17 protein-coding genes are annotated in these 22,683 nt (G+C 72.1%); 12 read left to right on the top strand and 5 right to left on the bottom strand.

The window, feature by feature from the left end:
- Window positions 1-359: 359 nt before the first annotated feature.
- Window positions 360-1,106, top strand: coding sequence for an MBL fold metallo-hydrolase (locus AQI94_RS20260; RefSeq protein WP_031061761.1), 747 nt, complete (start codon window positions 360-362; stop codon window positions 1,104-1,106).
- A 40-nt stretch (window positions 1,107-1,146) separates the two neighbouring features.
- Window positions 1,147-2,391, top strand: a complete 1,245-nt coding sequence (locus tag AQI94_RS20255; RefSeq protein WP_031061759.1) for a DUF4032 domain-containing protein — start codon at window positions 1,147-1,149, stop codon at window positions 2,389-2,391.
- A gap of 2 nt (window positions 2,392-2,393) precedes the next feature.
- On the opposite strand, the gene AQI94_RS20250 is transcribed toward AQI94_RS20255, so the two are convergent.
- On the bottom strand, window positions 2,394-3,266 hold the full coding sequence (locus tag AQI94_RS20250; RefSeq protein ID WP_031061756.1) for a universal stress protein: 873 nt from the start codon (window positions 3,264-3,266) through the stop codon (window positions 2,394-2,396).
- A 60-nt stretch (window positions 3,267-3,326) separates the two neighbouring features.
- Here AQI94_RS20250 and AQI94_RS20245 point away from each other — a divergent pair, with 60 nt between their 5' ends.
- The 5 genes from AQI94_RS20245 (at window position 3,327) to AQI94_RS20225 (ending at window position 10,339) form a co-directional block, all read left to right on the top strand.
- Window positions 3,327-3,680: a VOC family protein gene (locus AQI94_RS20245; RefSeq protein WP_031061753.1), complete on the top strand. Its 354-nt coding sequence runs from the start codon at window positions 3,327-3,329 to the stop codon at window positions 3,678-3,680.
- Window positions 3,681-3,800: 120 nt separating this feature from the next.
- Window positions 3,801-5,477 (top strand): FAD-dependent oxidoreductase, encoded by a 1,677-nt coding sequence (locus AQI94_RS20240; protein ID WP_062229855.1) that lies wholly within the window; start codon window positions 3,801-3,803, stop codon window positions 5,475-5,477.
- On the top strand, window positions 5,474-6,931 hold the full coding sequence (locus AQI94_RS20235) for an ATP-binding protein (protein WP_031059591.1): 1,458 nt from the start codon (window positions 5,474-5,476) through the stop codon (window positions 6,929-6,931). Before AQI94_RS20240 ends, AQI94_RS20235 begins: the two co-directional genes overlap by 4 nt.
- Window positions 6,928-7,281, top strand: a complete 354-nt coding sequence (locus tag AQI94_RS20230; RefSeq protein WP_031059589.1) for a UBP-type zinc finger domain-containing protein — start codon at window positions 6,928-6,930, stop codon at window positions 7,279-7,281. Before AQI94_RS20235 ends, AQI94_RS20230 begins: the two co-directional genes overlap by 4 nt.
- 112 nt (window positions 7,282-7,393) lie before the next feature.
- Window positions 7,394-10,339 (top strand): helix-turn-helix transcriptional regulator, encoded by a 2,946-nt coding sequence (locus AQI94_RS20225; protein WP_031059587.1) that lies wholly within the window; start codon window positions 7,394-7,396, stop codon window positions 10,337-10,339.
- Between the two features lie 7 nt (window positions 10,340-10,346).
- Here AQI94_RS20225 and AQI94_RS20220 read toward each other — a convergent pair whose 3' ends face one another.
- The 4 genes from AQI94_RS20220 to AQI94_RS20205 are packed head-to-tail and all read right to left on the bottom strand — an operon-like array spanning window position 10,347 to window position 16,898.
- The gene (locus AQI94_RS20220; protein ID WP_031059584.1) at window positions 10,347-11,552 is read right to left on the bottom strand and encodes an SGNH/GDSL hydrolase family protein; all 1,206 of its coding nucleotides are present in this window, start codon (window positions 11,550-11,552) and stop codon (window positions 10,347-10,349) included.
- Window positions 11,549-13,891: a glycosyl hydrolase family 95 catalytic domain-containing protein gene (locus AQI94_RS20215; RefSeq protein WP_031059581.1), complete on the bottom strand. Its 2,343-nt coding sequence runs from the start codon at window positions 13,889-13,891 to the stop codon at window positions 11,549-11,551. The genes AQI94_RS20220 and AQI94_RS20215 overlap by 4 nt, the downstream gene beginning before the upstream one ends.
- Before the next feature lie 20 nt (window positions 13,892-13,911).
- A complete protein-coding gene (locus AQI94_RS20210; protein ID WP_031059578.1) occupies window positions 13,912-15,690 on the bottom strand; it encodes an alpha-galactosidase D in 1,779 nt (592 codons plus the stop codon).
- A 29-nt stretch (window positions 15,691-15,719) separates the two neighbouring features.
- Complete coding sequence (locus AQI94_RS20205) at window positions 15,720-16,898, bottom strand: ROK family transcriptional regulator (RefSeq protein WP_031059575.1); 1,179 nt, start codon at window positions 16,896-16,898, stop codon at window positions 15,720-15,722.
- A gap of 176 nt (window positions 16,899-17,074) precedes the next feature.
- Here AQI94_RS20205 and AQI94_RS20200 point away from each other — a divergent pair, with 176 nt between their 5' ends.
- The 5 genes from AQI94_RS20200 to AQI94_RS20180 all read left to right on the top strand — a co-directional run bounded on the left by AQI94_RS20200 (window position 17,075) and on the right by AQI94_RS20180 (window position 22,659).
- Window positions 17,075-18,274, top strand: coding sequence for a serine hydrolase domain-containing protein (locus AQI94_RS20200; protein ID WP_031059573.1), 1,200 nt, complete (start codon window positions 17,075-17,077; stop codon window positions 18,272-18,274).
- 68 nt (window positions 18,275-18,342) lie between these two features.
- Window positions 18,343-19,728, top strand: coding sequence for a CAP domain-containing protein (locus AQI94_RS20195; RefSeq protein ID WP_031059571.1), 1,386 nt, complete (start codon window positions 18,343-18,345; stop codon window positions 19,726-19,728).
- A 70-nt stretch (window positions 19,729-19,798) separates the two neighbouring features.
- Window positions 19,799-20,476: an AIM24 family protein gene (locus AQI94_RS20190; protein WP_031059568.1), complete on the top strand. Its 678-nt coding sequence runs from the start codon at window positions 19,799-19,801 to the stop codon at window positions 20,474-20,476.
- 171 nt (window positions 20,477-20,647) lie between these two features.
- Complete coding sequence (locus tag AQI94_RS20185) at window positions 20,648-21,688, top strand: tetratricopeptide repeat protein (protein ID WP_031059566.1); 1,041 nt, start codon at window positions 20,648-20,650, stop codon at window positions 21,686-21,688.
- On the top strand, window positions 21,685-22,659 hold the full coding sequence (locus AQI94_RS20180) for a polyprenyl synthetase family protein (RefSeq protein WP_062229854.1): 975 nt from the start codon (window positions 21,685-21,687) through the stop codon (window positions 22,657-22,659). The genes AQI94_RS20185 and AQI94_RS20180 overlap by 4 nt, the downstream gene beginning before the upstream one ends.
- Window positions 22,660-22,683: the final 24 nt, after the last annotated feature.

The raw sequence follows: 22,683 nt of genomic DNA, 5'->3' as shown, positions 1-22,683 counted from the left end.
TGCGCGGCGGTCCCGTGGTGTTCGTACCGCTGAGGCAAGACGCCGATCCCTGCGCCCGGCGTCACGCGGGCGGTGGCGGAGGCAGTCTCGGACCTTCGGGCAGCGGCCGGGAGGAGCGGCGACAAGCCGATGGGACGGCCGCTCCGGGCGCGGGACTCCGACCGCCGCGTCCGGCGCCACGACCCGGGCGCGGCAGCCACCCCGACCGTGCCGGAGGCAGGCTCTTCAACTGGGAAGACGACGGGCGGAATCGGCCGCGGGAAGTTGACCGCTGGAGGACCGGTACCCGCCGCTCCGGATCGCCTGAGCGTCTGCTTTGCTGTGTGCCGTCGGGCAGGGACTCACCGGGTGGGGCGATCATGAGCGCAGGCGTGCAACAAGTCGCGGACGGCACCTATCTGGTGCACGGCAGCAACACCAACTGGGTGATCCTCACCGAGGGAAGCTCCGCCACCCTGGTCGACACCGGCTACCCGGGCGACCGGGACCAGGTGCTCGCCTCCCTGGCGGAGGTGGGCAGTTCACCGGAGGCGGTCACGGCCGTGCTCATCACCCACGCCCACAACGACCACCTGGGCTCCGCCGAGTACCTGCGCAGCGCCTACGGCACGCCGGTCTATCTGCACGAGGCCGAAGTGCCGCACGCTCGGCGGGAGTTCCTGCACCAGGTGTCGGTGGGGACGGTTCTGAAGAACGGCTGGCGCCCCGGTGTGCTGCCGTGGGCGGTGCACGCGATCCGCGTGGGCGGCACGGCCCATGTGCCGGTTGTCTCCCCGCAGCCCTTCCCGGTGGAGGGCGCCCTCGACCTTCCCGGCCGTCCGGTGCCCGTGTACACACCGGGCCACACCGACGGGCACTGCGCCTTCCACCTCCCCGACCGCGGCGTGGTGATCTCGGGCGACGGCCTGGTGAGCGGTCACCCCACCTCGCGGGTCAAGGGCCCCCAGCTGCTGCCGGACATGTTCCACCACGAACGCGCGCGTGCCGTGGCGTCGCTGGACGTGTTCGCGGAGCTGGAGGGCGACGTGCTCGCGCCGGGGCACGGCCCGGTCCACCGCGGTCCAGTCCGTGAATCGGCACTTCAGGCCAAGGAGCGCGCGCTCTAAGGTGAGGTGACGATCACCGGCCGGCGAAGGACACCGCACCATGGCACTGCAGATCAGCGCGACGAACCCGGAGCATCCCGCGCTCCTGCTCGAACTGCCGTGGCACCTGCCGCTGGAGCAGTGGCCGGAGGAGGTCCTGGTCCCGCTGCCGCGCGGCATATCCCGCCACGTGGTGCGCTACGCCCGAGCCGGCGACGAGGTCATCGCCGTGAAGGAGCTCGCCGAGCGCCCGGCGCTGCGCGAGTACGAGCTGCTGCGCGACCTGGACCGGCTCGGCATACCCGCCGTCGACCCGCTCGCCGTGGTCACCAGGCGCACCGACACCGAGGAGGCCCCGCTGGAGTCGGTGCTGGTCACCCGGCATCTGGGCGGCTCGATGCCGTACCGCTCGATGTTCGAGACGACCATGCGGCCCGCCACCATGCACCGCCTGATGGACGCCCTGGCGGTCCTCCTGGTCCGGCTGCATCTGGCCGGGTTCGCCTGGGGCGACTGCTCCCTGTCCAACACCCTGTTCCGGCGGGACGCCGGCGCCTACGCCGCCTATCTGGTGGACGCCGAGACCGGCGACCTGCATCCGCAGCTGAGCCCCGGTCAGCGGGACTACGACCTCGACCTCGCCCGCGTGAACATCAGCGGTGAGCTGCTCGACCTGGAGGCCTCGGGGGCGCTGCACCCCTCGGTGGACGCGATCGAGTTCGGCATGGAGATCTGCTCGCGCTACGGCAGCCTGTGGGAGGAGCTGACCCGCAGGTCCGTCTATCCGGCGGGCAAGTACCACTTCATCGAGCGCCGGATCCGGCGGCTCAACGACCTCGGCTTCGACGTGGCCGAGATGCAGATCGAGCACGCCCCGAACGGCGACACCGTCACCTTCGTGCCGAAGGTCGTGGACGCAGGGCACCACCAGCGCCAGCTCCTGCGGCTGACCGGCCTGGACACCGAGGAGAACCAGGCCCGGCGGCTGCTGAACGACCTGGAGAGCTGGATGGCCACCCAGGACGACTACGCCCCGGGCGACCCGCTCGGCGCCCGCCCGGAGGTGCTCGCGCACCGGTGGGTGCGGGACGTCTTCCGGCCGACCGTGCGGGCCGTGCCGCTGGAGATACGCGGGTCGATGGACCCGGCCGAGATCTACCACGAGCTGCTGGAACACCGCTGGTACCTGTCGGAGCGGGCCCAGCACGACATCGGGCTCGACACCGCGGTGGACGACTACATCAACAACATCCTCCCCAAGGCCCGCGAGACGCTCCAGCCCACTCCCGCCGCCGCTGCCGACTGACGTCAGGCGTGCGGCACCACGGCCACCGGGCAGTCCGCGTGGTGCAGCACCCCGTGCGCGACCGAGCCGATGCGGGCGCCCACGGCCGTACGGCGGGCCCGGCGGCCGACGACCATCAGCTGGGCCCGCGCGGTCACCGACAGCAGCACCTGGCCCGCGCTGCCCATCTCCACGTGCTCGACGACCGGCACGTCGGGGAAACGCTCCCGCCACGGCTGGAGCGCCGCGGCCAGGGCCTTCTTCTCGTACGGCTCCAGCCCGCCGGCCTCGTCGAGGAGCTTCAGCGACCCCGGGCTGTAGGCGAACACCGGCGGCAGCGTCCAGGCCCGTACGGCACGCACGGCCGCTCCGCGTGCCGCCGCCGTCTCGAAGGCGAAGCGCATGACCTCGGCGCTGTCCTCCGGATCGCCCTCCTGACCCACGACGATCTCGTGCCCCGCGACCTCCGAGGTGGCCTGGTCCCCGGCCCGCACCAGGACCACGGGCCGCGTCGCCTCGGCGATCACCTGCTGGCCCACCGAGCCCAGCAGGAAGCCCACCACCGGCCCGTGCCCACGGGAGCCGAGAACCAGGAACTCGGCGTCGGACGCCGCGTTGACCAGCACGTCGACGCTGCCGCCCTCCACGAGGTCGGTGTCCACGTCGAGCCCGGTGTGCCGCCCGGTGACCGCTCGGACGGCCTCGGCCAGGGCGTCCCGCGCCCAGCCCGCCTGGGTGTCCCGGTCCCCCGCGTCGATGCCCTCGTACGGCTGGAACCGCCAGGCGTGCACCACCCGCAGCGCCACGCCTCGCCGGACCGCCTCCCGCGCGGCCCAGCCCAGCGCGGCGAGGCTCTCCTCGGTTCCGTCGATCCCTGCGGTGATCGGGCGGGTCATGCGGGGGCCTCCCTGTTCGCGGTCACGTCCGTGAGCCCCAGTCTTCACTACGCTGCCGTCATGACCTTGGAATGGGAGCAAGTCATCGTCGACTCGGCCGATCCCGTCGCCCTCGGGCGCTGGTGGGCCGAGGCGCTGGGCTGGGTGGTGGTCGGCGACGCCCCGGACGAGTTCGAGATCCGCCCGGACAAGGACCGGATTCCGGGCCTGCTCTTCGTGCCGGTCCCGGAGGCGAAGACCGTCAAGAACCGGCTGCACCTCGACTTCCGCCCGGACGACCAGGAGGCGGAGGTCACCCGCCTCCTGGCCCTGGGCGCCCGGCACGCGGACGTGGGCCAGGGCGAGCAGCCGTGGGTGACGCTCATGGATCCCGAGGGGAACGAGTTCTGTGTACTGGGCGAGCGCCGTGCCTGACACCGGCAGGGTCAGGCATACCTGCGCGTAGCCGGGCGATCGAACATACGATGGGCGGGACCGGGCCGGTGACCACGGGGGGCGCCGTGCCCCGACCGACCGCCCGGCGTGGGGAGACGCATGGCACAGGCCGCCGAATCGGCGCGGACCGTCATCCTGACCGTGGACGACGACCCGGGGGTCTCCCGTGCCGTCGCCCGCGATCTGCGGCGGCGCTACGGCGAGTCGTACCGGATCGTGCGCGCGGAGTCCGGTGAGTCCGCGCTGGAGGCACTGCGGGAGCTCAAGCTGCGCGGTGACCTCGTGGCGGTGATCCTGGCCGACTACCGCATGCCGCAGATGAACGGCATCGAGTTCCTCGAACAGGCCCTGGACGTGTACCCGGGCGCCCGCCGCGTACTGCTGACCGCGTACGCGGACACCAGCGCGGCGATCGACGCGATCAACGTCGTCGACCTCGACCACTACCTCCTCAAGCCGTGGGACCCGCCCGAGGAGAAGCTCTACCCGGTCCTCGACGACCTCCTGGAGGCCTGGCGCTGCAGCGACTACCGGCCGGTGCCCGCCACCAAGGTGATCGGACACCGCTGGTCGGCGCGCTCCTCGGACGTGCGGGAGTTCCTGGCCCGCAACCAGGTGCCGTACCGCTGGTACTCCACGGACGAGCCCGAGGGGCGGCGGCTGCTGGCCGCCGCGGGCCAGGACGGGCAGCGGCTGCCGGTGGTGATCACCCCGGACGGCACTCCCCTGGTCGAGCCGGAGGCCCCCGATCTGGCCGCCCACGTGGGCCTCGCCACCACCCCGACCGCCGACTTCTACGACCTCGTCGTCATCGGCGGCGGCCCGGCCGGGCTCGGCGCGGCGGTGTACGGGGCCTCGGAGGGGCTGCGGACCGTGCTCGTGGAGCGCTCGGCGACCGGCGGGCAGGCCGGACAGAGCTCGCGGATCGAGAACTACCTGGGCTTCCCCGACGGTGTGTCCGGTGCTCAGCTCACCGACCGGGCCCGCCGGCAGGCGACGAAGTTCGGGGCCGAGATCCTCACCGCCCGTGAGGTGGCGGGCCTGGAGGTCAACGGCGCGGCCCGCACCGTGCGCTTCTCGGACGGGTCGGCGGTGGCCGCGCACAGCGTGATCCTGGCGACCGGTGTGTCCTACCGGCAGCTGGAGGCGCCGGGCTGCACGGACCTGACCGGGTGCGGGGTGTACTACGGGTCGGCGCTGACCGAGGCCGCCTCCTGCCAGGGCCAGGACATCTACATCGTCGGCGGCGCCAACTCGGCGGGGCAGGCGGCCATGTACCTGTCCCGGGGCGCCAAGTCGGTGACCCTGCTGGTGCGCGGCCCCGACCTCGCCGCGTCGATGTCGCACTACCTGATCCAGCAGATCGAGGAGGCGCCCAACATCTCGGTCCGCCCGCGCACCGTCGTCGAGTCCGCGCACGGCTCCGACCACCTGGAGCAGCTGACCCTGCGCGACACCGAGACCGGGGAGACCGAACTGGTCGACGCGCAGTGGATGTTCGTGTTCATCGGCGCGGCCCCGCTGACCGGCTGGCTGGACGGCACCGTGCTGCGCGACGAGCACGGGTTCATCCTGGCCGGGCCCGACCTCACCCCGGACGGGCGGCCGCCGGCCAACTGGGAGCTGGACCGGCCGCCGTACCACCTGGAGACCAACATTCCCGGCGTGTTCGTCGCGGGCGACGCGCGCGCCGAGTCCGCGAAACGGGTCGCGTCCGCAGTCGGAGAGGGAGCCATGGCCGTGATGCTCGTCCACCGGTATCTGGAGCAGTCGTGAGCGGGCGGTTGATGCCGTGCAGCCCCGCGGAGATCGGGTCGCTGTTCCTGTTCGAGAAGCTCGCCCCCGAGCAGCTCGGGCAGCTGTGCAGCGCGGGCCGGGTGGAGCGGTTCGAACCCGGACCCGTGTACACCGAGGGTGAACCCGCCACCTGCTTCTACGTGATGATCGAGGGCACGGTCGTGCTCTCCCGCCGGGTCGGCGGCGACGACGTCGAGATCAACCGCACCTCGCAGCCCGGGGTCTACGCGGGGTCCATGCAGGCGTACCTCGGTGACCGGGTGCAGCAGACGTACAACGGCTCCATGCGGGTCACCGAGCCCTCGCGGTTCTTCGTGCTGCCCGCGGAGACGTTCTCGGCCTTCATGCAGGAATGGTTCCCGATGGCGGTCCATCTGCTGGAGGGGCTCTTCTTCGGTTCGAAGAACACCCAGCGGGCCATCGGGCAGCGGGAACGGCTGCTGGCGCTCGGCTCGTTGTCCGCCGGTCTCACCCACGAGCTCAACAATCCCGCCGCGGCGGCGGTACGGGCCACGGCGACGCTGCGCGAGCGGGTGGGCAAGATGCGGCACAAGCTCGGCATCATCGCCCAGGCCTCCTACTCCCCCGAGGTCATGTCGAACCTCATCGACATCCAGGAGCGCACCGCCGAACGCGTCGCCAAGGCACCCGTGCTGAGCCCGCTGGAGGCGTCCGACCGGGAGGACACCCTCGCCGACTGGCTCGACGACCACGGCATCCAGGAGGGCTGGCGGATCGCGCCCACCTTCGTGCAGGGCGGCCTCGACGTGGACTGGCTCGACCAGGTCGCGGCGACCGTGGGCGAGGAGATGCTGCCCAACGCGATCGGCTGGCTCAACTACACCGTCGAGACCGAGCTGCTGATGGACGAGATCAACGACTCCACGGCCCGGATCTCGCACCTCGTCGACGCGGCCAAGCAGTACTCCCAGCTGGACCGGGCGCCCTACCAGGTGGCCGACGTGCACGAACTCCTCGACAGCACGCTGCTGATGCTGTCGGGGAAGATCGGGCGGCAGATCAAGGTCGTCAAGGAGTACGACCGGACCCTGCCGAGGATCCCGGCCTACCCCGCCGAGCTCAACCAGGTGTGGACGAACCTGATCGACAACGCGGTGCAGGCCATCAACAGCATCGGCGAGGAAGGGACGTTGACCGTCCGGACCGCGCTCGAACACGACCGGCTGCTGGTGGAGTTCAAGGACACCGGGCCCGGGGTGCCGCCGGACATCCGGGGGCGGATCTTCGATCCCTTCTTCACCACCAAGCCCGTGGGCGAGGGGACCGGCCTCGGGCTCGACATCTCCTGGCGGATCGTGGTCAACAAGCACCACGGGACCCTCCAGGTGGAGTCGTCGCCCGGCGACACCCGCTTCCAGGTGCTGCTTCCCCTGACCGCCGTGGACAACGACACGACCGAGGAGCCGGAATGACCGACATCAAGGGCATCGACCCGAGCGTGCCGCCCAGCGGGGACGGGTGCGTGGAGTGCGACGCCGCCGGTGGCTGGTGGTTCCATCTGCGGCGGTGTGCGCAGTGCGGGCACGTGGGGTGCTGCGACTCCTCGCCCGGCCAGCACGCGACGGGGCACTTCCGGGATTCCGGGCATCCTCTGGTGCAGAGTTTCGAGCCGGGTGAGGAGTGGTTCTGGAACTTCGAGACGAACGAGATGTTCGAGGCGGGGCCGGAGCTGGCCGCGCCGGTGAGTCATCCCGAGTCTCAGCCGGCGCCCGGCCCTGCGGGGCGGGTGCCGGCTGATTGGGCTCGGACGTTGCGCAGATGAGCTCGGGGGGACCTGTCTGATGGCGCTGCGGGTACGTAGTGGCTGTTCGCGCAGTTCCCCGCGCCCCTGAGCAGGTCGACCGGCTGTCAGTGTGAAGTGCCAGGATGTGTTCGTGCCGCAGATCCCCATCAGTGCTCCGCTCGTCGGGCGGAACCAAGAGCTGACCCTTCTCACCGATGTGCTGGAGCGTGCCCGAAGTGGGGAGGCTCGGGCGGTCCTCGTTGCGGGGGACGCCGGGGTCGGCAAGACGCGGGTCCTCGATGAAGTGGCCGGGAGAGCCGCCCGAGCCGGAATGAGCGTGCTCACCGGGCACTGTGTTGACCTCGGGGACGTCGGGTTGCCGTATCTGCCGTTCACCGAGGTGCTGGGGGCGGTCTCGCAGGACGAGCGGTTCGCCGGGGCGTTCGCCGCCTACCCGGTGCTGGAGCGGTTGCTGGGAGGGGGATCCGGGGACTCCGGTGGGCGGCTGCGGTTGTTCGAGTCGATCGCCGGGCTGCTCGCCGATCTCTCGGACATCGCTCCCCTGCTGCTCGTCCTGGAGGATCTGCACTGGGCCGACCAGTCGTCCCGGGATCTGCTGCGGTTCCTGCTCAGCCGCGGGATCCTGCAGCGCTCGGCAGGCGGGGCGCCCACCCACCGGCTGGCCGTGCTCGCCTCGTACCGGGCCGACGACCTGCACCGGCGGCACCCGTTGCGGCCGCTGCTCGCCGAGCTGGTGCGGCTGCCCGCCGTTGAGCGGTTGGAGCTGCGGCCGATGGCCGACGGCGAGGTGGCCCGGCTGGTGCGGGCCCTGCGCGAGGGACCGCTGCCGGACACCACCGTGCGCCGGATCGTCGAACGGGCCGAGGGCAACGCCTTCTACGCCGAGGAACTGCTCGCCGCCACGGGGAGCGGGGAGGGCGGGGTGCCCAGTGGCCTCGCCGACGTGCTGCTGATCCGGTTCGAGCAGCTGTCCGACACCGCTCAGCAGGTGCTGCGCACCGCGGCCGTGGCCGGGCGCCGCGTCGAGCACGACCTGCTGCGCGATGCCGTACGACTGCCCGAGGAGGAGCTGGAGGGGGCCCTGCGCGAGGCCATCGGGCGGCAGCTGCTGGTGCCGGCTGAGGGGGACACGTATGCGTTCCGGCACGCCCTCGCGCGCGAGGCCGTGTACGCCGATCTGCTCCCGGGTGAGCGGGCGCGGCTGCACGGGGCGTTCGCCCGGCTGCTCGACGGGCGGGGACACCGGGGCGAGAGCGCGGCGGAGCGGGCCCATCACTACCGCGAGAGCCATGACCTCGCCCCCGCGCTCGCCGCCTCCCTGGAGGCCGCGGACCACGCCGATCGGGTGGGGGCGCCCGCCGAGGAGCTACGGCATCTGGAGGCGGCCCTGGATCTGTGGTCGGCGGTGGAGCCGTCCGCGCGGCCCTCGGGTGAGGGAGTCGACCGGGTCCGGCTGATGCTGCGGGCCTCGGCGGCGGCCGCGCACGCCGGGGAACTGCACCGGGCGGTCTCGCTCACGCGGGCCGCGCTCGCCGGCGTCGGTCAGGAGGCCGACTCCGAACTCGGCGCCCGGGTGCGCTACACCCTCGCCGGGAACCTGATGAGCGTCGACAACCTCACCGCGGCCTTCGCCTACAGCAGCGAGGCGCTCGCCATGGTCCCCGCCGATCCTCCCTCCCGTACCTGGGTGTGGGCGGCGGCCACCCATGTGATGGCGGCCAGGCAGGTCGGGGAGAACGAGGTCGCGCTGCGCGTCGCCCGGCAGGCCCTCGGCACCGCCGAGCAGTTGGGCGTGCCGGACGCCCAGGCGGATCTGCTGATCTCCCTGGCCGTCCTCGAAGGCGGCGGCCGCCGCACACCGGCCGGGCGGGAGCGGCTGCGGCAGGCACGGGAGCTGGCCCGCGAGGCGCGTAACACGCCCGTGGAGATGCGGGCGCTGTTCAATCTCGCCGTCGGCTGCTTCGAGTCCGGGCACCTCGACGAGTGCCTGCCGTGGCTCACCGAGGGCCTGGACCGGGCCCGTCGCGCCGGGCTGCTGTCGTCGCCGTATCCGATGGAGATGCGCTATCTGCACCTGCTGGTGCTGTACACGCTGGGGCGCTGGGACGACTGCGTCAGCGCGGCGAACGCCGATGCCGAGGTGCTGCCCGCGGCCGGTGGGTACACGATGGCGCCCGCGCTGTACGTGGCGCTCGCGCGCGGTGACTTCCGGGCCGCCGACCGGGCCGGGGCGTTGCTGGAGGGGCCGTTCGACTGGATGGCCACGCTCGTCGCGGGCATCGCGCTGACCGACGCGGCGGCGCTGCGGGGGGATGCGGAGGACGCCGTGGCGCGGATGCGGTCGACCGTCGCGGCGCTGACCGACGACATGGGGGCCGCTCCCCATGTCACCGTCCGGCTGGCCACGCTCGCCTTGTCCGCGGTCGCCGACCGGGCCTGCGACCTGCGCCTCAAGGGGGACCAGGCCGGCGCGGGCCGCTGGGCGCAGACCGCGGGCGAGCTGGTGGAGCTGGCCAGGGCCACCGCCGTGCAGGGCGAGAGCGGCATACCGCAGGGTCCGGAGGGACAGGCATGGCTGGCCCGGGCGGAGGCCGAGTGGCTGCGGGCCACGTCGGGGCCGGATGCCGGAGCCTGGGCGACGGCGGTCGCCGCGTTCGACTTCGGTGACGTGTACGAACCGGCGCGCTGCCGGCTGCGGTACGCCGAGGCCCTGCTCGCCGCCGACCGGCGTGCGGAGGCCGCGACCGAGGCGCGGGCGGCACGTGAGGTGTTCGCCCGGCTCGGCGCCACGGTGCTGCTGGGGCAGGCGGACGAGCTGATCCGGCGCGGCAGACTCACCGAGGCCCCGACCACCACCGCGTCGCCGCTCACGGCCCGCGAGCAGGACGTGCTGCGGCTGCTCGCCCTGGGACGCAGCAACCGCCAGATCGGCGAGGAGCTGTTCATCACCGGCAAGACGGCCAGCGTGCACGTCTCCAACATCCTCGCCAAGCTGGGCGCGGCGAGCCGCACCGAGGCCGTGGCCGTCGCCTACCGCGAGGGGCTGATCGCCCCGGAGGCGACGGCCCGCGGCTGACGGTGCCTCAGCGGCGGGCGCAGTCCAGGCCGTTCAGGTCGACGGAGTCCGCCATGGCCTGCATGCCCTTGTCGTTGGGATGGATGTGGTCCCCGCCGTCGAAGACGGGGAGCATCCGCTCGTGGTCGTAGGGGCTGCGCAGGACGCGGTCGAAGTCGGTGACCGCGTCGAACTCGTCCCCGTGGCTCCGGACGAAGTCGTTGACCTCCTGTCGTACGGCCTCGGCGGGCGGGTCCCATTCCGGCCAGCCCTTGAAGGGGGCGATGGTGGAGACGACCACGCACTTGCCGGCGTCGTGGGCCCGGTCGACGATCTCGCGGTAGCCGGAGATCAGATCCGCCGCGGTGACACCGCTGTGGGCCTTGAGGTCGTTGACGCCTTCGAAGAGGAACACGGTGTGCACGCCCGGCTGGGAGAGCACGTCCCGGTCCAGCCGGTTCAGGGCGCTCGGACCGGCCCCGTCGGCCAGCACCTTGTTCCCGGAGATCCCCTCGTCGGCCACGCCCTTGACCATGGTGTGCGCCTTCTGCAGGCGGCGGGCGAGGTAGTCGGGCCAGCGCCGGTTCCGGTCGGTGGTGGACTGCCAGCCGTCGGTGATGGAGTCGCCGAGCGCGACGACGGCACCGGTGGCCGCGGGTGTGCGCACCGAGACCGCGTCGAGGTAGAACCACGACCCGATGGACTCGGTCCAGTGGGTGCCGCTCTCCTCGGCGGTGTGGTCGCCCCGGGTGGCGTACGACGTCTGCAGGGCCATCCAGTGACCGGTGGCCGGGCCCTCGGCGTCCGGGCTGTGGATGCTCACGACGAGGTTCGACCCGGCGGCCAGCGCGCCGGGCAGCGGGTCGCTGTACACCGTGGCGCCGGGTTCCACGGTGACGGAGGACGAGCCGTCGAAGGTGAGCCGCCGGTTGCTGCCGCGCACCAGGGTGGCGTCCTTCAGCTGGAGGCCTGCGTACACGCTGTCGAAGGTGACCGGCTGCCGGCCGAAGGCGTTGGAGAGCCGGATGCGGGCGTCCCGGCCGCCGACGCTGGTGTGGACCACCATGCGGTAGCCGCGGTCGGCTGCCGAGTCGCCGATGGCGTAGGCGCTCGCGCCCCAGGTGATCACCCCGTCGGGCGGGCCGGCGGCGGCCGGTGCGGGTGTGGCCTGAAGGACCGCGGCGGCGACCGTGACGGCGACGAGCCGGGCCCGGCGGGCTGTCCGGCGGCTCATCGGTCGAAGCCCTTCAGGGTGACCGTGTCTCCGGGCCTGAGTGTCACGGTGCGGGTGCTTCCCGCGTGGGCGACCGTCGTGGTGCGGCCGCCGGTACTGCGGATCCGGGCTTCGGTCGGTGTCCCATCCCGCCAGCGTAGGTCGACGACGAAGCCGCCGCGGGCGTTCGCTCCGCTGAGGGAGCCGGAGGCGGCCCAGGCGTCGGGCAGGGCGGGCAGGAGTTCCAGGTGGCCGGGGCGGGAGTAGAGCAGCATCTCGATCATCGCTGCAGGGGTACCCAGATTCGCGTCGATCTGAAAGATTCCGCGGCCCTGTTCCACCTGGTAGATGTCGAAGAGGTTGAAGGCGGTGCCGTTGCTGCCGTCGCTGGAGGGGCGGAGGTTGTTGACCACCAGCTGGTAGGCGTTGCCGGCGTTCTTGAGGCGGGCCCAGCACAGGGCGCGCCAGGCGTTGGCCCAGCCGAAGCTCTCCATGCCGCGGGCGGTGAGCAGGGCGGTGGCGCCCTTGACGATCTCGGCCGGGGTGGAGCCGTCGGGGCGGATGCGGTCGCCGGGGAAGAGTCCGACGAGCGGGGAGAGGTGCCGGTGGGTGGTCTCGCCGAGGTTGTCGGGGGACATCCACTCCTCCAGCCAGCCCGTGGTGGGGCTGACCTGCGGAAGGTGGAGGCGTTTGCGGAGGCCGGCGACAGTGGCGGCGAACGCCGTGTCCTTCTTCAGCTCGGCCGCGGCCGTGCAGTAGTTGCCGAACAGGGCCCACACGAGTTCCTGGGCGTAGGTGATGCCCTTGGCGTCGAGGGGGCCGTGTTCGGGCGACCAGTCGCTGTCGGCGACCAGGACCTCCCGTGAGGTGCCCGGGAGGGTCATGGTGAGCAGGCGTGCCTCCCAGAACTCGCAGGCGCCCTTCAGCAGGGGGTAGATCTTCTCCAAATGGGCGCGGGAGGCCGTGAACTCGTAGTGCTCGTACAGGGAGTTGCACAGCCAGGCGTTGCCCGCCGGATGCCACCACCAGCCGCCCCCGCCGAAGGGGTTGGTGGAGATGGCGACCGTCCAGCCGGCGTTCTTGCCGGTGGAGTTGCGGTAGCGGTTGCGGGGGTCGTCGAACAGCCTGCGGGTGAGGTCGGTCCAGGACGGCAGCTGGGCGACGCAGTAGTCCGTGAAGGCGTCGAAGCACTGGGCCAGGCCGGTCCGGTCGGTCGCCCAGTAGTTCATCTGGATGTTGATGTCGGTGTGGTAGTCGCCCATCCAGTCGGGGTCGTTGCCGTCGAGCCACAGCCCCTGCAGTCCCAGCGGCAGGCTGCCGCGGGAGGCCGCGATCGTCAGGTAGCGGCCGAACTGCAGGTATTGGGCCTCCAGTTCGGGGTCGGGCACCCCGTCCCTGGCGCGGGCGCGCAGGCGCTCCCAGGTGTCCAGGGAGCGCTGCTCGGCGGAGGAGATGCCGAGCGAGAGGTCCAACTGCCCGTACAGGGCGTGGTGGTCGGCGGTGTGGGTCGCCAGCAGGGTGCCCGCCGAGTGCCGGGCGGCCGCGCGGACCTTGGTACGGGCGAGCTGGTGCGGGTCGAGGGAGGGGTCGCGGAACCGGGCGGCGGCGTCGGGGCTGTAGTTGGTGCCGCCGCTCAGGACAACGGTGAGGTCCCTGCACCCGGTGAAGCCGATGTGCGGGCCGTCGACGGTGACGCTGCCGCCGGAGCCGTACGCCGTGATCGCCGCCCCGTATCGCAGACCGTTGGGCAGCGTGGCGCCGAAGGAGACCGCGGGCTCCTCGCCGTGCGTTCCCTGCAGCGTGATCGTGCCGGTGTAACGGCCTCCGCCACTCTGGGTGAAGTGCAGGACGATTACGTCGTCGGGGTGGCTGGCGAAGATCTGGCGTCGGTAGGTGACCCCGGAGCGCACGTACGAGGTCTCGTTCACGCCCCGGGCGAGGTCGAGGGTGCGGCGGTAGCCGGAGACGGCGGACAGGTCGTGGTCGGGGATCTCCACGGTGAGCCGGGCCAGCAGGGTGAAGGAGCCGAAGTCCCGTCGTCCGTAGGGGAACTGGCCGTCCGCGTCGAGGGTGTCGTTGAGGCCGCCGGTCCACATCGTCGCGTCGGTGACGAGGAGGAGTTCACGGCCGGGGTCGTTGCTCGCGAGGGCGCCGAGGCGGCCGTTGCCGACGGGCAGGCCCTGTTCGATCATCGAGTGCTCGTCGGCGGGGGCCTGCCACCACAGTCGGTGGCGGGCGTCGGTGTCGAGGGCGGGTGCGGCGGCCGGTCTCCGCGGTGCCGCGGTCGCCTTGAAGGTGGGCAGGGCGGCGAGCGCGGCGGTCACTGCGAGGACACCGCGTCTGGAAGGTGCGGGGGTCATGGCGGCTCCTGGTGGCTCGGTCAGGACTTCGGTACGTCGATCCGGTCGATGTCCGGCGCGTAGCCGGTGCCGCTGTCGAAGGTGATCGTGTTGGCGCCGGCCTTGAGCGTCACGGGCACGTACACGCTGGCCACGGTCCCCCAGTCGCCGGTGGCGGGGAGCTTGTGGCGGGTGGCGCCGCCGCCGTTCGCCGAGATGTCCACCGAGCGGGCGTCACCGCTGATGTAGGAGACCTTGATCTGGTAGGTGCCGGCCTTGGCGACGATCACGTCGTTGAAGGTCAGTTTGCCGCCGAGGTACAAGTTGCCGACCTTCTTTCCGTCGGAGCAGGCGGAGCAGTCGGCGACGGAGGCGTTGCCGCCGAGGGTGTTGGTGGGGGACTCGGCCTCGTATGCCGTGAGGGTGGCCGCGGTGCCGCGCGGGGTGACCGTGAACAGGCGCGAGCCGTGGGCGGGCAGCGCCTGGGTGATCTTGCTCTGGTAGGTGCCGAGGTTCTCGTGGTTCCACAGATCGCGGACGGACGCCTTGCCGGTGAAGCCGAGGGTGGTCCAGTCGGCGGTGACGGCGGCGGGGGTGTCGGCGAGGTTGAACAGGGCGACGGTGTAGGTGCCGTCGGTGTTCTTGGCGGCCCATACCTGCTGCGGGTCGGACGGGGTGACCGGCTGTGCGGGCGGGTTGGGGCCCTGGTCGATCGCGATGACCTCGCGGTTGGTCAGCAGGGAGAGCCCGTAGGAGTCGAGGCGGGTGAGGTCGTCGCCGGTGTACAGGGGGGACTTGGCGATGGCCCACAGGGTCGCGTAGCTCTGCCGTTCCGCCTTGGTGAGGCCGTCCATCTGCCCGTTGCCGACGTCGAGGGAGTCGAGGTCGTTCCAGCCTCCGGGGCCGGCGTGCCGGGTCCAGGCCGGGGTGTCGTCCCAGCGGTCGTCGACGGAGTTCTCCCAGCTGACGAGGGTGTTGCAGTAGCACTCGACGTCGGTGTCGATGCGCCAGCCCTGGGAGTACTTCTTCCAGTCGGCGGCGTGGCCGATGTCGAGGGACCAGGAGACTTCGAGGTGGATCGGGCGGCCGGTGTCGGCTATGGCCCGGTGCCAGGCGGCCACGTCGGCAACGTTGTCGTACTGGTCGCCGCTCTTGCCGGATCCGGGGCCGACGCCGTCGAGCTTGAGGAAGTCGTAGCCCCAGCCGGCGATCAACCGGGCCTGGGAGTCGATGTACTTGCTCGTGCAGGGCTTGGAGAAGTCGAGCTTGTAGGCGCTGTCCCAGCCGTTGGTGGTGCGCAGGTCGTCGTACACGATGTCGGCGGTGGTGCAGCCCTCGGCGTTCAGGATCGGGGTCTTCCCGTCGCCGTAGGCCCCCTTCTCCAGGCCGGCCGGGAGGTAGATGCCGGCCTTGAGGCCCTTGGCGTGGATGCGGTCGGCGACGGCCTTCATGCCGTGGGGGAAGCGGACCGGGTCGGGCTTCTGGCGGCCGTACTGGTCGAAGCCGGACTTCCAGGTCTTGTCCATCCACCAGCCGGCGTCGATGTTGACGTATGCGTAGCCGTACTTCTTCAGCTTGGCGGCCAGCGCGTCGGTCTGCTTGAGGACGTTGGCCTCGGTGAGGTAGCTGTAGTCGCCGTCCGGGTTGAGGCCGGGGTACTTGGAGGACTGCATGCTCCAACTGGACCAGCCCATGTAGGGCTTGGCGGCGAGGGCCGGCGCGGGGGTGTCGGCGGCGTGCGCGGCGGGGACCGCGACCGCGGTGAGGGCGAGCACCAGCAGGGCTCTGGCAGGCATGGCGAAGTACGAGGATGACCGCATGGGTCGTACCTCCAATGGGGTGCGGGTTGTTATCGGCTCGTGTCCGGGCCGATGAAGGACTGGATGGCGGTGGCGGCGGCGCCGCGCGCCCACTCGTCGAAGGGCAGCGGGTGGGTGCGGACGTCGCACCGGGCGGCGGAGCCGAAGGCGGCCGCGACGAAGGCGTCACGGATCTGCTCGGCGAACAGGTCGTAGGCGGCGAGTCCCTCGCCGGAGATGATCACGCGTTCGGGTCCGAGGAGGTTGGCGACGGTGGCGATGCCCCGGCCGATCGCCTCCCCCGCGCGCGCGTAGACGTCCCGGGCCGCGGCGACGCCCTCGCGGGCCAGGGCCAGGGCCGCCTCGGCGTCGGGGAGTTCGGCGCCGGTGGCCTCGCGGATCTGCCGGACGATCGCGGCCTCCCCCGCGATCGCCTCGACGCAGCCGCGGTTGCCGCAGTGGCAGAGCGGACCGGCCGGGTCGACGGTGACATGGCCGATCTCCCCGGCCACGCCGTGCGCCCCGGCGACCACCCGGCCGTGCACCACCAGACCGCAGCCGATGCCCGCACCCACGGTGACCACGGCGAAGTCGGACAGGCCCACTCCGGCACCGAACCACTGCTCGGCGACCGTCAGGGCGCGTACGTCGTTGTCGACGGTGACCGGCAACCCCGTGGTCATGGCGGCGAGTTCGGCGAGCGGGACATCGCGCCACTCCAGGAACGGCGAGTAACGCACCGTGCCCTCGCCCCGGTCCACGTCGCCGGAGACCGCGATGCCGAGGCCGAGGACCGGGGCCGAGGAGCCGTCGGCCTCGGCGAGGAGCTGCTGGACGAGGTCCGTGATGCCCGCGAGGACCGCCTTGGGCTCGCGCTCGGACAGCGGCAGATGGCGGGCGACGCGGATACGGCAGCACAGGTCGGTGAGGACCGCGATGATCTCGTCGCCGGTGACCTTGACGCCGATGAACAGGGCTCGCCCTCCGTCGACCCGCACGAGGTTCGCGGGGCGGCCGAGCGCCGGGCGGGCCTCCTCGTCCACGCCCTCCACCAGGTATCCGGCCTCGATGAGCGGGCGCACCGCCTTGGTGACGGCGGCCGGGGACAGGCCCACGCGCCGGGCCACCTCCAGGCGGGGCAGGGGGCCCTGGGACAGCACGGTGGTGAACACCTGCGAGGCGGCGGGTGTGTTGGCGGGAAACGTCTCGGCGCGAGGGGTGGGGCGCATGGCCGGGAACTTAGAGGGATTCTTTTCCTTCGTCAATAAAAGAAGCAGGATCGGCTGTGCGTTCCCGAAGAGACTCCTGTGCCGACTGGGCCGTCCAATCATCACTTTTCGCACTTTTCACGGCGATACTCTCCGCATCCGTACCGGAACTGACGAAGCGACAGGAGATCAGTCGGATGGCATCAGCACGAGTGGTGGTCGGGGCGGTGGCCGGAGCGGTACTGCTGCCCCTTCTCGCGGTCCCCGCCCACGCCGGTTCACCCACCGCCCCGGCGGTGGATCTCGCAGGTGTGCGCGGCGTATTGCGTTCCGCCCTGGCGCAGGGCGCGCCGGGTTCCATGGCCCGGATCGACGACGGGGGCACGGTGTACCGGGCCGCCGCCGGCGTCGCGGACCGAGGGAGCGGGCGCGCGATGGGCGACGCCGACCGGTTCCGCATCGGCAGCGTCACCAAGACGTTCACCGCCGTCGTGCTGCTCCAACTGGTCGACGAGAAGAAGCTGAGTCTCGACGCGCCGGTCAACCGCTATCTGCCGGGGCTGCTGCCGGACGACCGGATCACGGTGCGGCACGTCCTGGGCCATCGCAGCGGCCTGTACGACTACACGAACGACATGTTCGCCAAGACGGTTCCCGGCTTCGAGGCGGTCCGCAAGAAGGTCTTCACCCCCCGGGAACTGGTGAAGCTCTCGCTCGGCCGCCCGCGCACCAACGCGCCGGGCGCGGCGTACTCGTACTCGAACACCAACTTCGTCGTCGCCGGAATGCTCATCGAGAAGCTGACCGGGAACCCGGTGCGGACCGAGTACGAGAACCGGATCATCCAGCCGCTGAAGCTGAGCGACACCTTCTATGTGCACCCCGGCACGAAGATCCCCGGCCGTCACGCCCGCGGCTATCTCACCCCGGACCAGGCGGGCGCCCCGCTGGTCGACGCGACCGAACAGACCGTGTCGTGGGCGCAGAGCGCGGGCGCGCTCATCTCCAGCACCCGGGACCTGAACACCTTCCTGTCCGCCCTGCTCGGCGGCCGGCTCACCTCGGCCGCGCAACTGGCGCAGATGGAGCGGTGGCTGCCGTCCTCGGGCAGCGGTCAGGGGTACGGCCTCGGGCTGCGCCGCCGCGATCTGTCGTGCGGGATCTCGGTGTACGGCCACACCGGTGCCGTACAGGGCTTCTACACGTACGCGTTCGCCTCGAAGGACGGCAAGCGCGCGCTGGCCGCGGTCGCCAACACGTCCAACAACGGCACGGTCCTCAACACGATGCTGCGCACCCTGGACTCCGCGTTCTGCGGCAAGACGGTCAGGGCTCCGCGCGGGAAGGCTCCGGTCGAGCGGCACGAGGACATGGCGCCGGCGCTCACGCTGGACTGAGCGCGGACCGGGAACCCCGGCGCCCCGGCGTGCGTTCTCCCGCAGAACGACGACATCAGGGCGGCACGATGAGCGAGTTGGTCCCCGGGGGCAATCTTCCCCTCCCCGAAGGGGCCGTCACCGTGCGGGTGCCCGGCCCCTTCGACGTGTCCGCCCTCGTCACGGACGGGGGCGGCAAGGTACGCGGCGACGCGGATTTCGTGTTCTACAACCAGCCCTCCGCACCCGGCGCCCGGCTCTCCGGAGACGCGCTGACCGTCGATCCCCGGCGACTGCGCGCGGGCGCCGACAGGATCACGGTGGTCGTCAGCCCGGCGGATGCGGGCACTCCCCTGGCCCGGCTGCCCGCCCCGGTCCTCCAGGTCACGGGTGCGGGCGGCCGCCCGCTCGCCCGGTTCACGCCACCCCCGCCAGGACAGGAGACCGTGCTTCTGCTCGCGGAGATCTACCGGCGGGGCGACGGCTGGAAGCTGCGGGCACTGGGGCAGGGCTACGCGGACGGACTCGCGGGGCTGGCACGGGACTTCGGGGTGGACGTCGTGGACGACCCCCCGCCGGCGCCTTCCGTGCCGTCGACGGCGCCGGGGGCACGCCCTGTCCCCGCTCCCGCGTTCCGGGCGGCACCGGCATCCGCCACGGCACACCCGGCACCCGCGCTCCGCCCGCCCGCCCCCTCCCCCGACGCGGCCGCCTTTCTCGCCCTGGTCAACTCCGCCCGTTCCAAAGCCGGTTCGGCTCCCGTCGCTCTCGACCCCCGGCTCACCGAAGCCGCCCGTGCCCACGCCTCGGCCATGGCCTCCGCGGGCCGGCTCGGCGTCGAGGGCGCGGACGGCGTCTCCGTCTTCCAGCGGCTCACCGCCACCGGACACACGTACATCACCGTCGGCGAGCACCTCGTGTCCGGGCCCCGCAACCCCTCCGAGCTCGTCGAGTACTGTCTGCGCACCGAGCAGCCCCGGCGGATCCTGCTCGACCCGGCCTTCAGCCACGTCGGTCTGGCGCACGCCGACGGCCGCTCCGGTGACACGTACTGGACGGCGCTGTGGACCAGGCCGTTCACCCCCGAGGCCCTGGCGAGGACCGCCGACGAGGTCGTCGTCCTCACCAACCGCGAGCGCGCCCGGGCCGGCCTGCCGCCGCTCGCCGTCGATCCCCTGCTGGCCCGCGCCGCGCAGGCGTACAGCACCGACATGGCGGTCCGCGCCTTCTACTCCCACACCTCACCCGAGGGCACCCAGCCCTGGGACCGTGCCGCCGCGGCCGGCTCCACCCGGCGCTCGATCGGGGAGAACATCGCCTGCGGCCAGCGCTCGGCCGCCGAGGTCGTCGAGGGCTGGATGAACAGCCCCGGTCACCGCGCCAACATCCTCAAGCCCGACTTCACCCACATCGGGATCGGCTTCGCGGGCGGGGGCCCCTCGGGCACGTACTGGACGCAGCTGTTCGGCGCCTGAGACGGGCCGCCGCGAGGAGAGTCGGTCCGCGATCTTGGCGGAGGGGATCCCTCCGGGACAGGATGCCCCCATGAAGGGTGACCTGTTTTCCAACGAGCACATGGTGCAGCCGGCCACGGCGCCGGGCATGACGGTCGAGAACGCCAAGTGCATCAGGTACGCGGTGCAGGGCGAGATGCTCGCCCGTCAGGGGGCGATGGTCGCCTACCGCGGCAATCTCCAGTTCGAGCGCAAGGGCCAGGGCGTGGGCGGCATGCTCAAGCGGGCCGTCACGGGTGAGGGACTGCCGCTCATGGCGGTGCGCGGACAGGGCGAGGCCTGGTTCGCGCACGAGGCCCAGAACTGCTTCATCGTCGACGTGGAGCCGGGCGACGAGTTCACGGTCAACGGCCGCAACGTCCTGTGTTTCGACGCCTCGTTGGCGTACCGGATATCGACCGTGAAGGGCGCAGGCATCGCCGGTGGCGGCCTGTTCAACAGTGTCTTCACGGGGCACGGCAGGCTCGGGCTGGTCTGTGAGGGCAACCCGCTGGTGATCCCGGTCTCACCGGACTTCCCGGTGTACGTCGACACGGACGCGGTCGTCGGCTGGACGGCGGGCCTGGGCACCTCGCTGCACCGTTCGCAGTCCATCGGGTCGATGCTGCGCGGCGGCTCCGGGGAGGCGGTGCAACTGATGCTCCAGGGCTCGGGATACGTCGTCGTGCGGCCGAGCGAGGCGACCCCGCAGAAGGCGCAGCAGCACTGAGGTCCCAGGCAGTGATCTGCGCCTCACAGGCAACCCGTCCGGCTCCGTCCTCGTCTTGACCGGCAACGGATGACGCCCCGACCCCAGGGTCGGGGCTCATTTTCGAGGCACTATGCACACCATGTATACACAGCACGTATAGATGAGGTGTATACGGACGGAAAGGCATACATGTACGGCAAGGCATTCGCCCCGGAGTACCAGGGCGCGCTCACCGCTCTCTCCGTGAACTCCTCGCTGGACGACGTGCTGGCCGCCGGCACCGAGCAGTTGAGAGCGGCCGAGCGGGCGGGACGGCACGGGGAGGCCGCGCGCTCCGGACTCGCGGTCGCCGAGGCACAGCGCAGGCTCGGCCGGGTCGCCGACGCCGACCGGGCCTGGAAGGCGAGTTACCGGGCCGCCCGTCGGGCCGAGGACACCGCGGCCATGGCCTGGGCGCTGTGGAGCGGAGGCACACTGGCCCGACAGCGGGGCCGGTTCTCCCTGGCCCGGCGGCTGTTGGGGCTCGCGGCCGAACTCGGCGAGCGGGGCGGGGATGTCGTCGTGCGCGGCTACTCGCTGGCGGGTCTTGCGGAGACCGGCCGTATCCAGGGCGACTACGAGGCCGTCGGGCGGCTGCACGAGCAACTGCTGGCGGAGGCCCGGCGGCGCGGCGAGGCACGGCACACGGTGTGGGCACTGTCCGGCATCGCGCAGATGCACCGCAACACCGGGTCCTACGACAGCGCGTTCGCCATGTTCGAGGAGGCGGCCCGGATCGCCGCCGGCGCCGACGACCGGCGCGGTCACGCCTGGGCGCTGCGCGGGCTCGCCGACCTCGCCTCCGTCCGCGACGGCGACACCGAACGGGCCCTCGCCCTGCTGTCCGAGGCGGAGACGATGTGCCGGGAGATGAACCTGTCCAGCGCGCTGGCCTACAACCACAAGATGCGCGGCAACGTCCTCTACCGCGCCGGGCGTCACTCCGAGGCCCGTGACCTGTACGAGCAGGCGCTCGCCGAGTTCCGTGCCATGAGCGAACCGCGCGGTGAGGCCCTGGCCCGGCTCGGGCTCGCCAAGGCCCTGGCCCACCTGGGCCGCGACCGCGCCGAGACCGCGGCCGAACTGCACGAGCTGGCCCGGATGCTGGAGCGCACCGGACTGCGGCACGCGCGGGAGATGGTGACCCGGGCCCAGGAGGAGTTCGGCGTGCGGGCGGAGGCGGTACGGTGACGACCCTCACCGCTCCCGAAGTCCTCACCCGCTCCCGCGCGTTGGTGCGACCGGCACTCCAGGAAGCGGTCGGCCGACTGCACCCCTGGGTGGGCGAGATGGCCGCCTACTCCTTCGGCTGGTGCGAGGTCGGCGGCGCCCCGGCCGAGGCGTCCGGCGGCAAGGGCGTGCGGCAGGCGCTCGCCGTGCTGGGTGCCGAGGCGGCCGGCGCGCCCGGCCGGGCGGGGGTGCCCGCGGCGGTCGCGGTGGAGCTGGTGCACGTCTTCTCGCTGCTCCACGACGACATCATGGACGGCGACCCGGCCCGGCGCGGCCGCCCCACGGTGTGGAAGGCGTACGGCACCGGACCCGCCGTCCTCGCGGGCGACGCCCTGTTAGCCCTCGCCGTCGAGACCCTGGCCGACGCCGGCTCCGGCGCCCTGCGTCTGCTGTCCGCGGCCCTGTCCGACCTGGTGCGGGGGCAGGCGGACGACCTGCTGTTCGCCACGCGCCCCTGGACCGGACCGGAGCGGGTGCGGCCGGACGAGTACCGGATCATGGCCGAGCACAAGACCGGCGCGCTGTTGGGCTGCGCGGCGGCGCTGGGCGCCCTGCTCGGCGGGGCGTCCCCGGCCGCGGTGGCCTCGCTGGACCGGGCCGGACGGCATCTGGGGGTCGCCTTCCAGATCGTCGACGACGTCCTGGGCATCTGGGGCGATCCCCTGGTCACGGGCAAGCCCGTGCACGGCGATCTGCGGGAGCGGAAGAAGACCTTCCCGGTGCTCGCCGCCCTCGACTCGCCGAGTCCTGCCGCGGCCCGTCTGGCCCGGCTGCTGGAGTCGGACGGGGCCCCTCAGGAGATCGCGGCCCTGGTCGAGGAGTGCGGCGGCAGAGCGGCCGCCCTCGCCGAGGCACGCCGTCGCATGGCCCGCGCGGAGACGGCGTACGAGCTGCGGCCCCTGGTGGACTACCTCCTGCGGCGCGATCTCTGACACCGAGTTGACCTGGGCCGTCCC

The organism is Streptomyces pseudovenezuelae, assembly GCF_001513955.1.
GTDB classification, from domain to species: domain Bacteria; phylum Actinomycetota; class Actinomycetes; order Streptomycetales; family Streptomycetaceae; genus Streptomyces; species Streptomyces pseudovenezuelae.
This window is presented reverse-complemented; position numbering and strand designations above follow the sequence as displayed.

Coding starts and splice junctions, on each gene's coding strand:
- AQI94_RS20260 (WP_031061761.1), top strand. CDS start 360: ATGAGCGCAGGCGTGCAACAAGTCGCGGACGGCACCTATCTGGTGCAC.
- AQI94_RS20230 (WP_031059589.1), top strand. CDS start 6,928: ATGACCGACATCAAGGGCATCGACCCGAGCGTGCCGCCCAGCGGGGAC.
- AQI94_RS20255 (WP_031061759.1), top strand. CDS start 1,147: ATGGCACTGCAGATCAGCGCGACGAACCCGGAGCATCCCGCGCTCCTG.
- AQI94_RS20245 (WP_031061753.1), top strand. CDS start 3,327: ATGACCTTGGAATGGGAGCAAGTCATCGTCGACTCGGCCGATCCCGTC.
- AQI94_RS20220 (WP_031059584.1), bottom strand. CDS start 11,552: ATGAGCCGCCGGACAGCCCGCCGGGCCCGGCTCGTCGCCGTCACGGTC.
- AQI94_RS20240 (WP_062229855.1), top strand. CDS start 3,801: ATGGCACAGGCCGCCGAATCGGCGCGGACCGTCATCCTGACCGTGGAC.
- AQI94_RS20185 (WP_031059566.1), top strand. CDS start 20,648: ATGTACGGCAAGGCATTCGCCCCGGAGTACCAGGGCGCGCTCACCGCT.
- AQI94_RS20195 (WP_031059571.1), top strand. CDS start 18,343: ATGAGCGAGTTGGTCCCCGGGGGCAATCTTCCCCTCCCCGAAGGGGCC.
- AQI94_RS20215 (WP_031059581.1), bottom strand. CDS start 13,891: ATGACCCCCGCACCTTCCAGACGCGGTGTCCTCGCAGTGACCGCCGCG.
- AQI94_RS20200 (WP_031059573.1), top strand. CDS start 17,075: ATGGCATCAGCACGAGTGGTGGTCGGGGCGGTGGCCGGAGCGGTACTG.
- AQI94_RS20205 (WP_031059575.1), bottom strand. CDS start 16,898: ATGCGCCCCACCCCTCGCGCCGAGACGTTTCCCGCCAACACACCCGCC.
- AQI94_RS20250 (WP_031061756.1), bottom strand. CDS start 3,266: ATGACCCGCCCGATCACCGCAGGGATCGACGGAACCGAGGAGAGCCTC.
- AQI94_RS20190 (WP_031059568.1), top strand. CDS start 19,799: ATGAAGGGTGACCTGTTTTCCAACGAGCACATGGTGCAGCCGGCCACG.
- AQI94_RS20210 (WP_031059578.1), bottom strand. CDS start 15,690: ATGCGGTCATCCTCGTACTTCGCCATGCCTGCCAGAGCCCTGCTGGTG.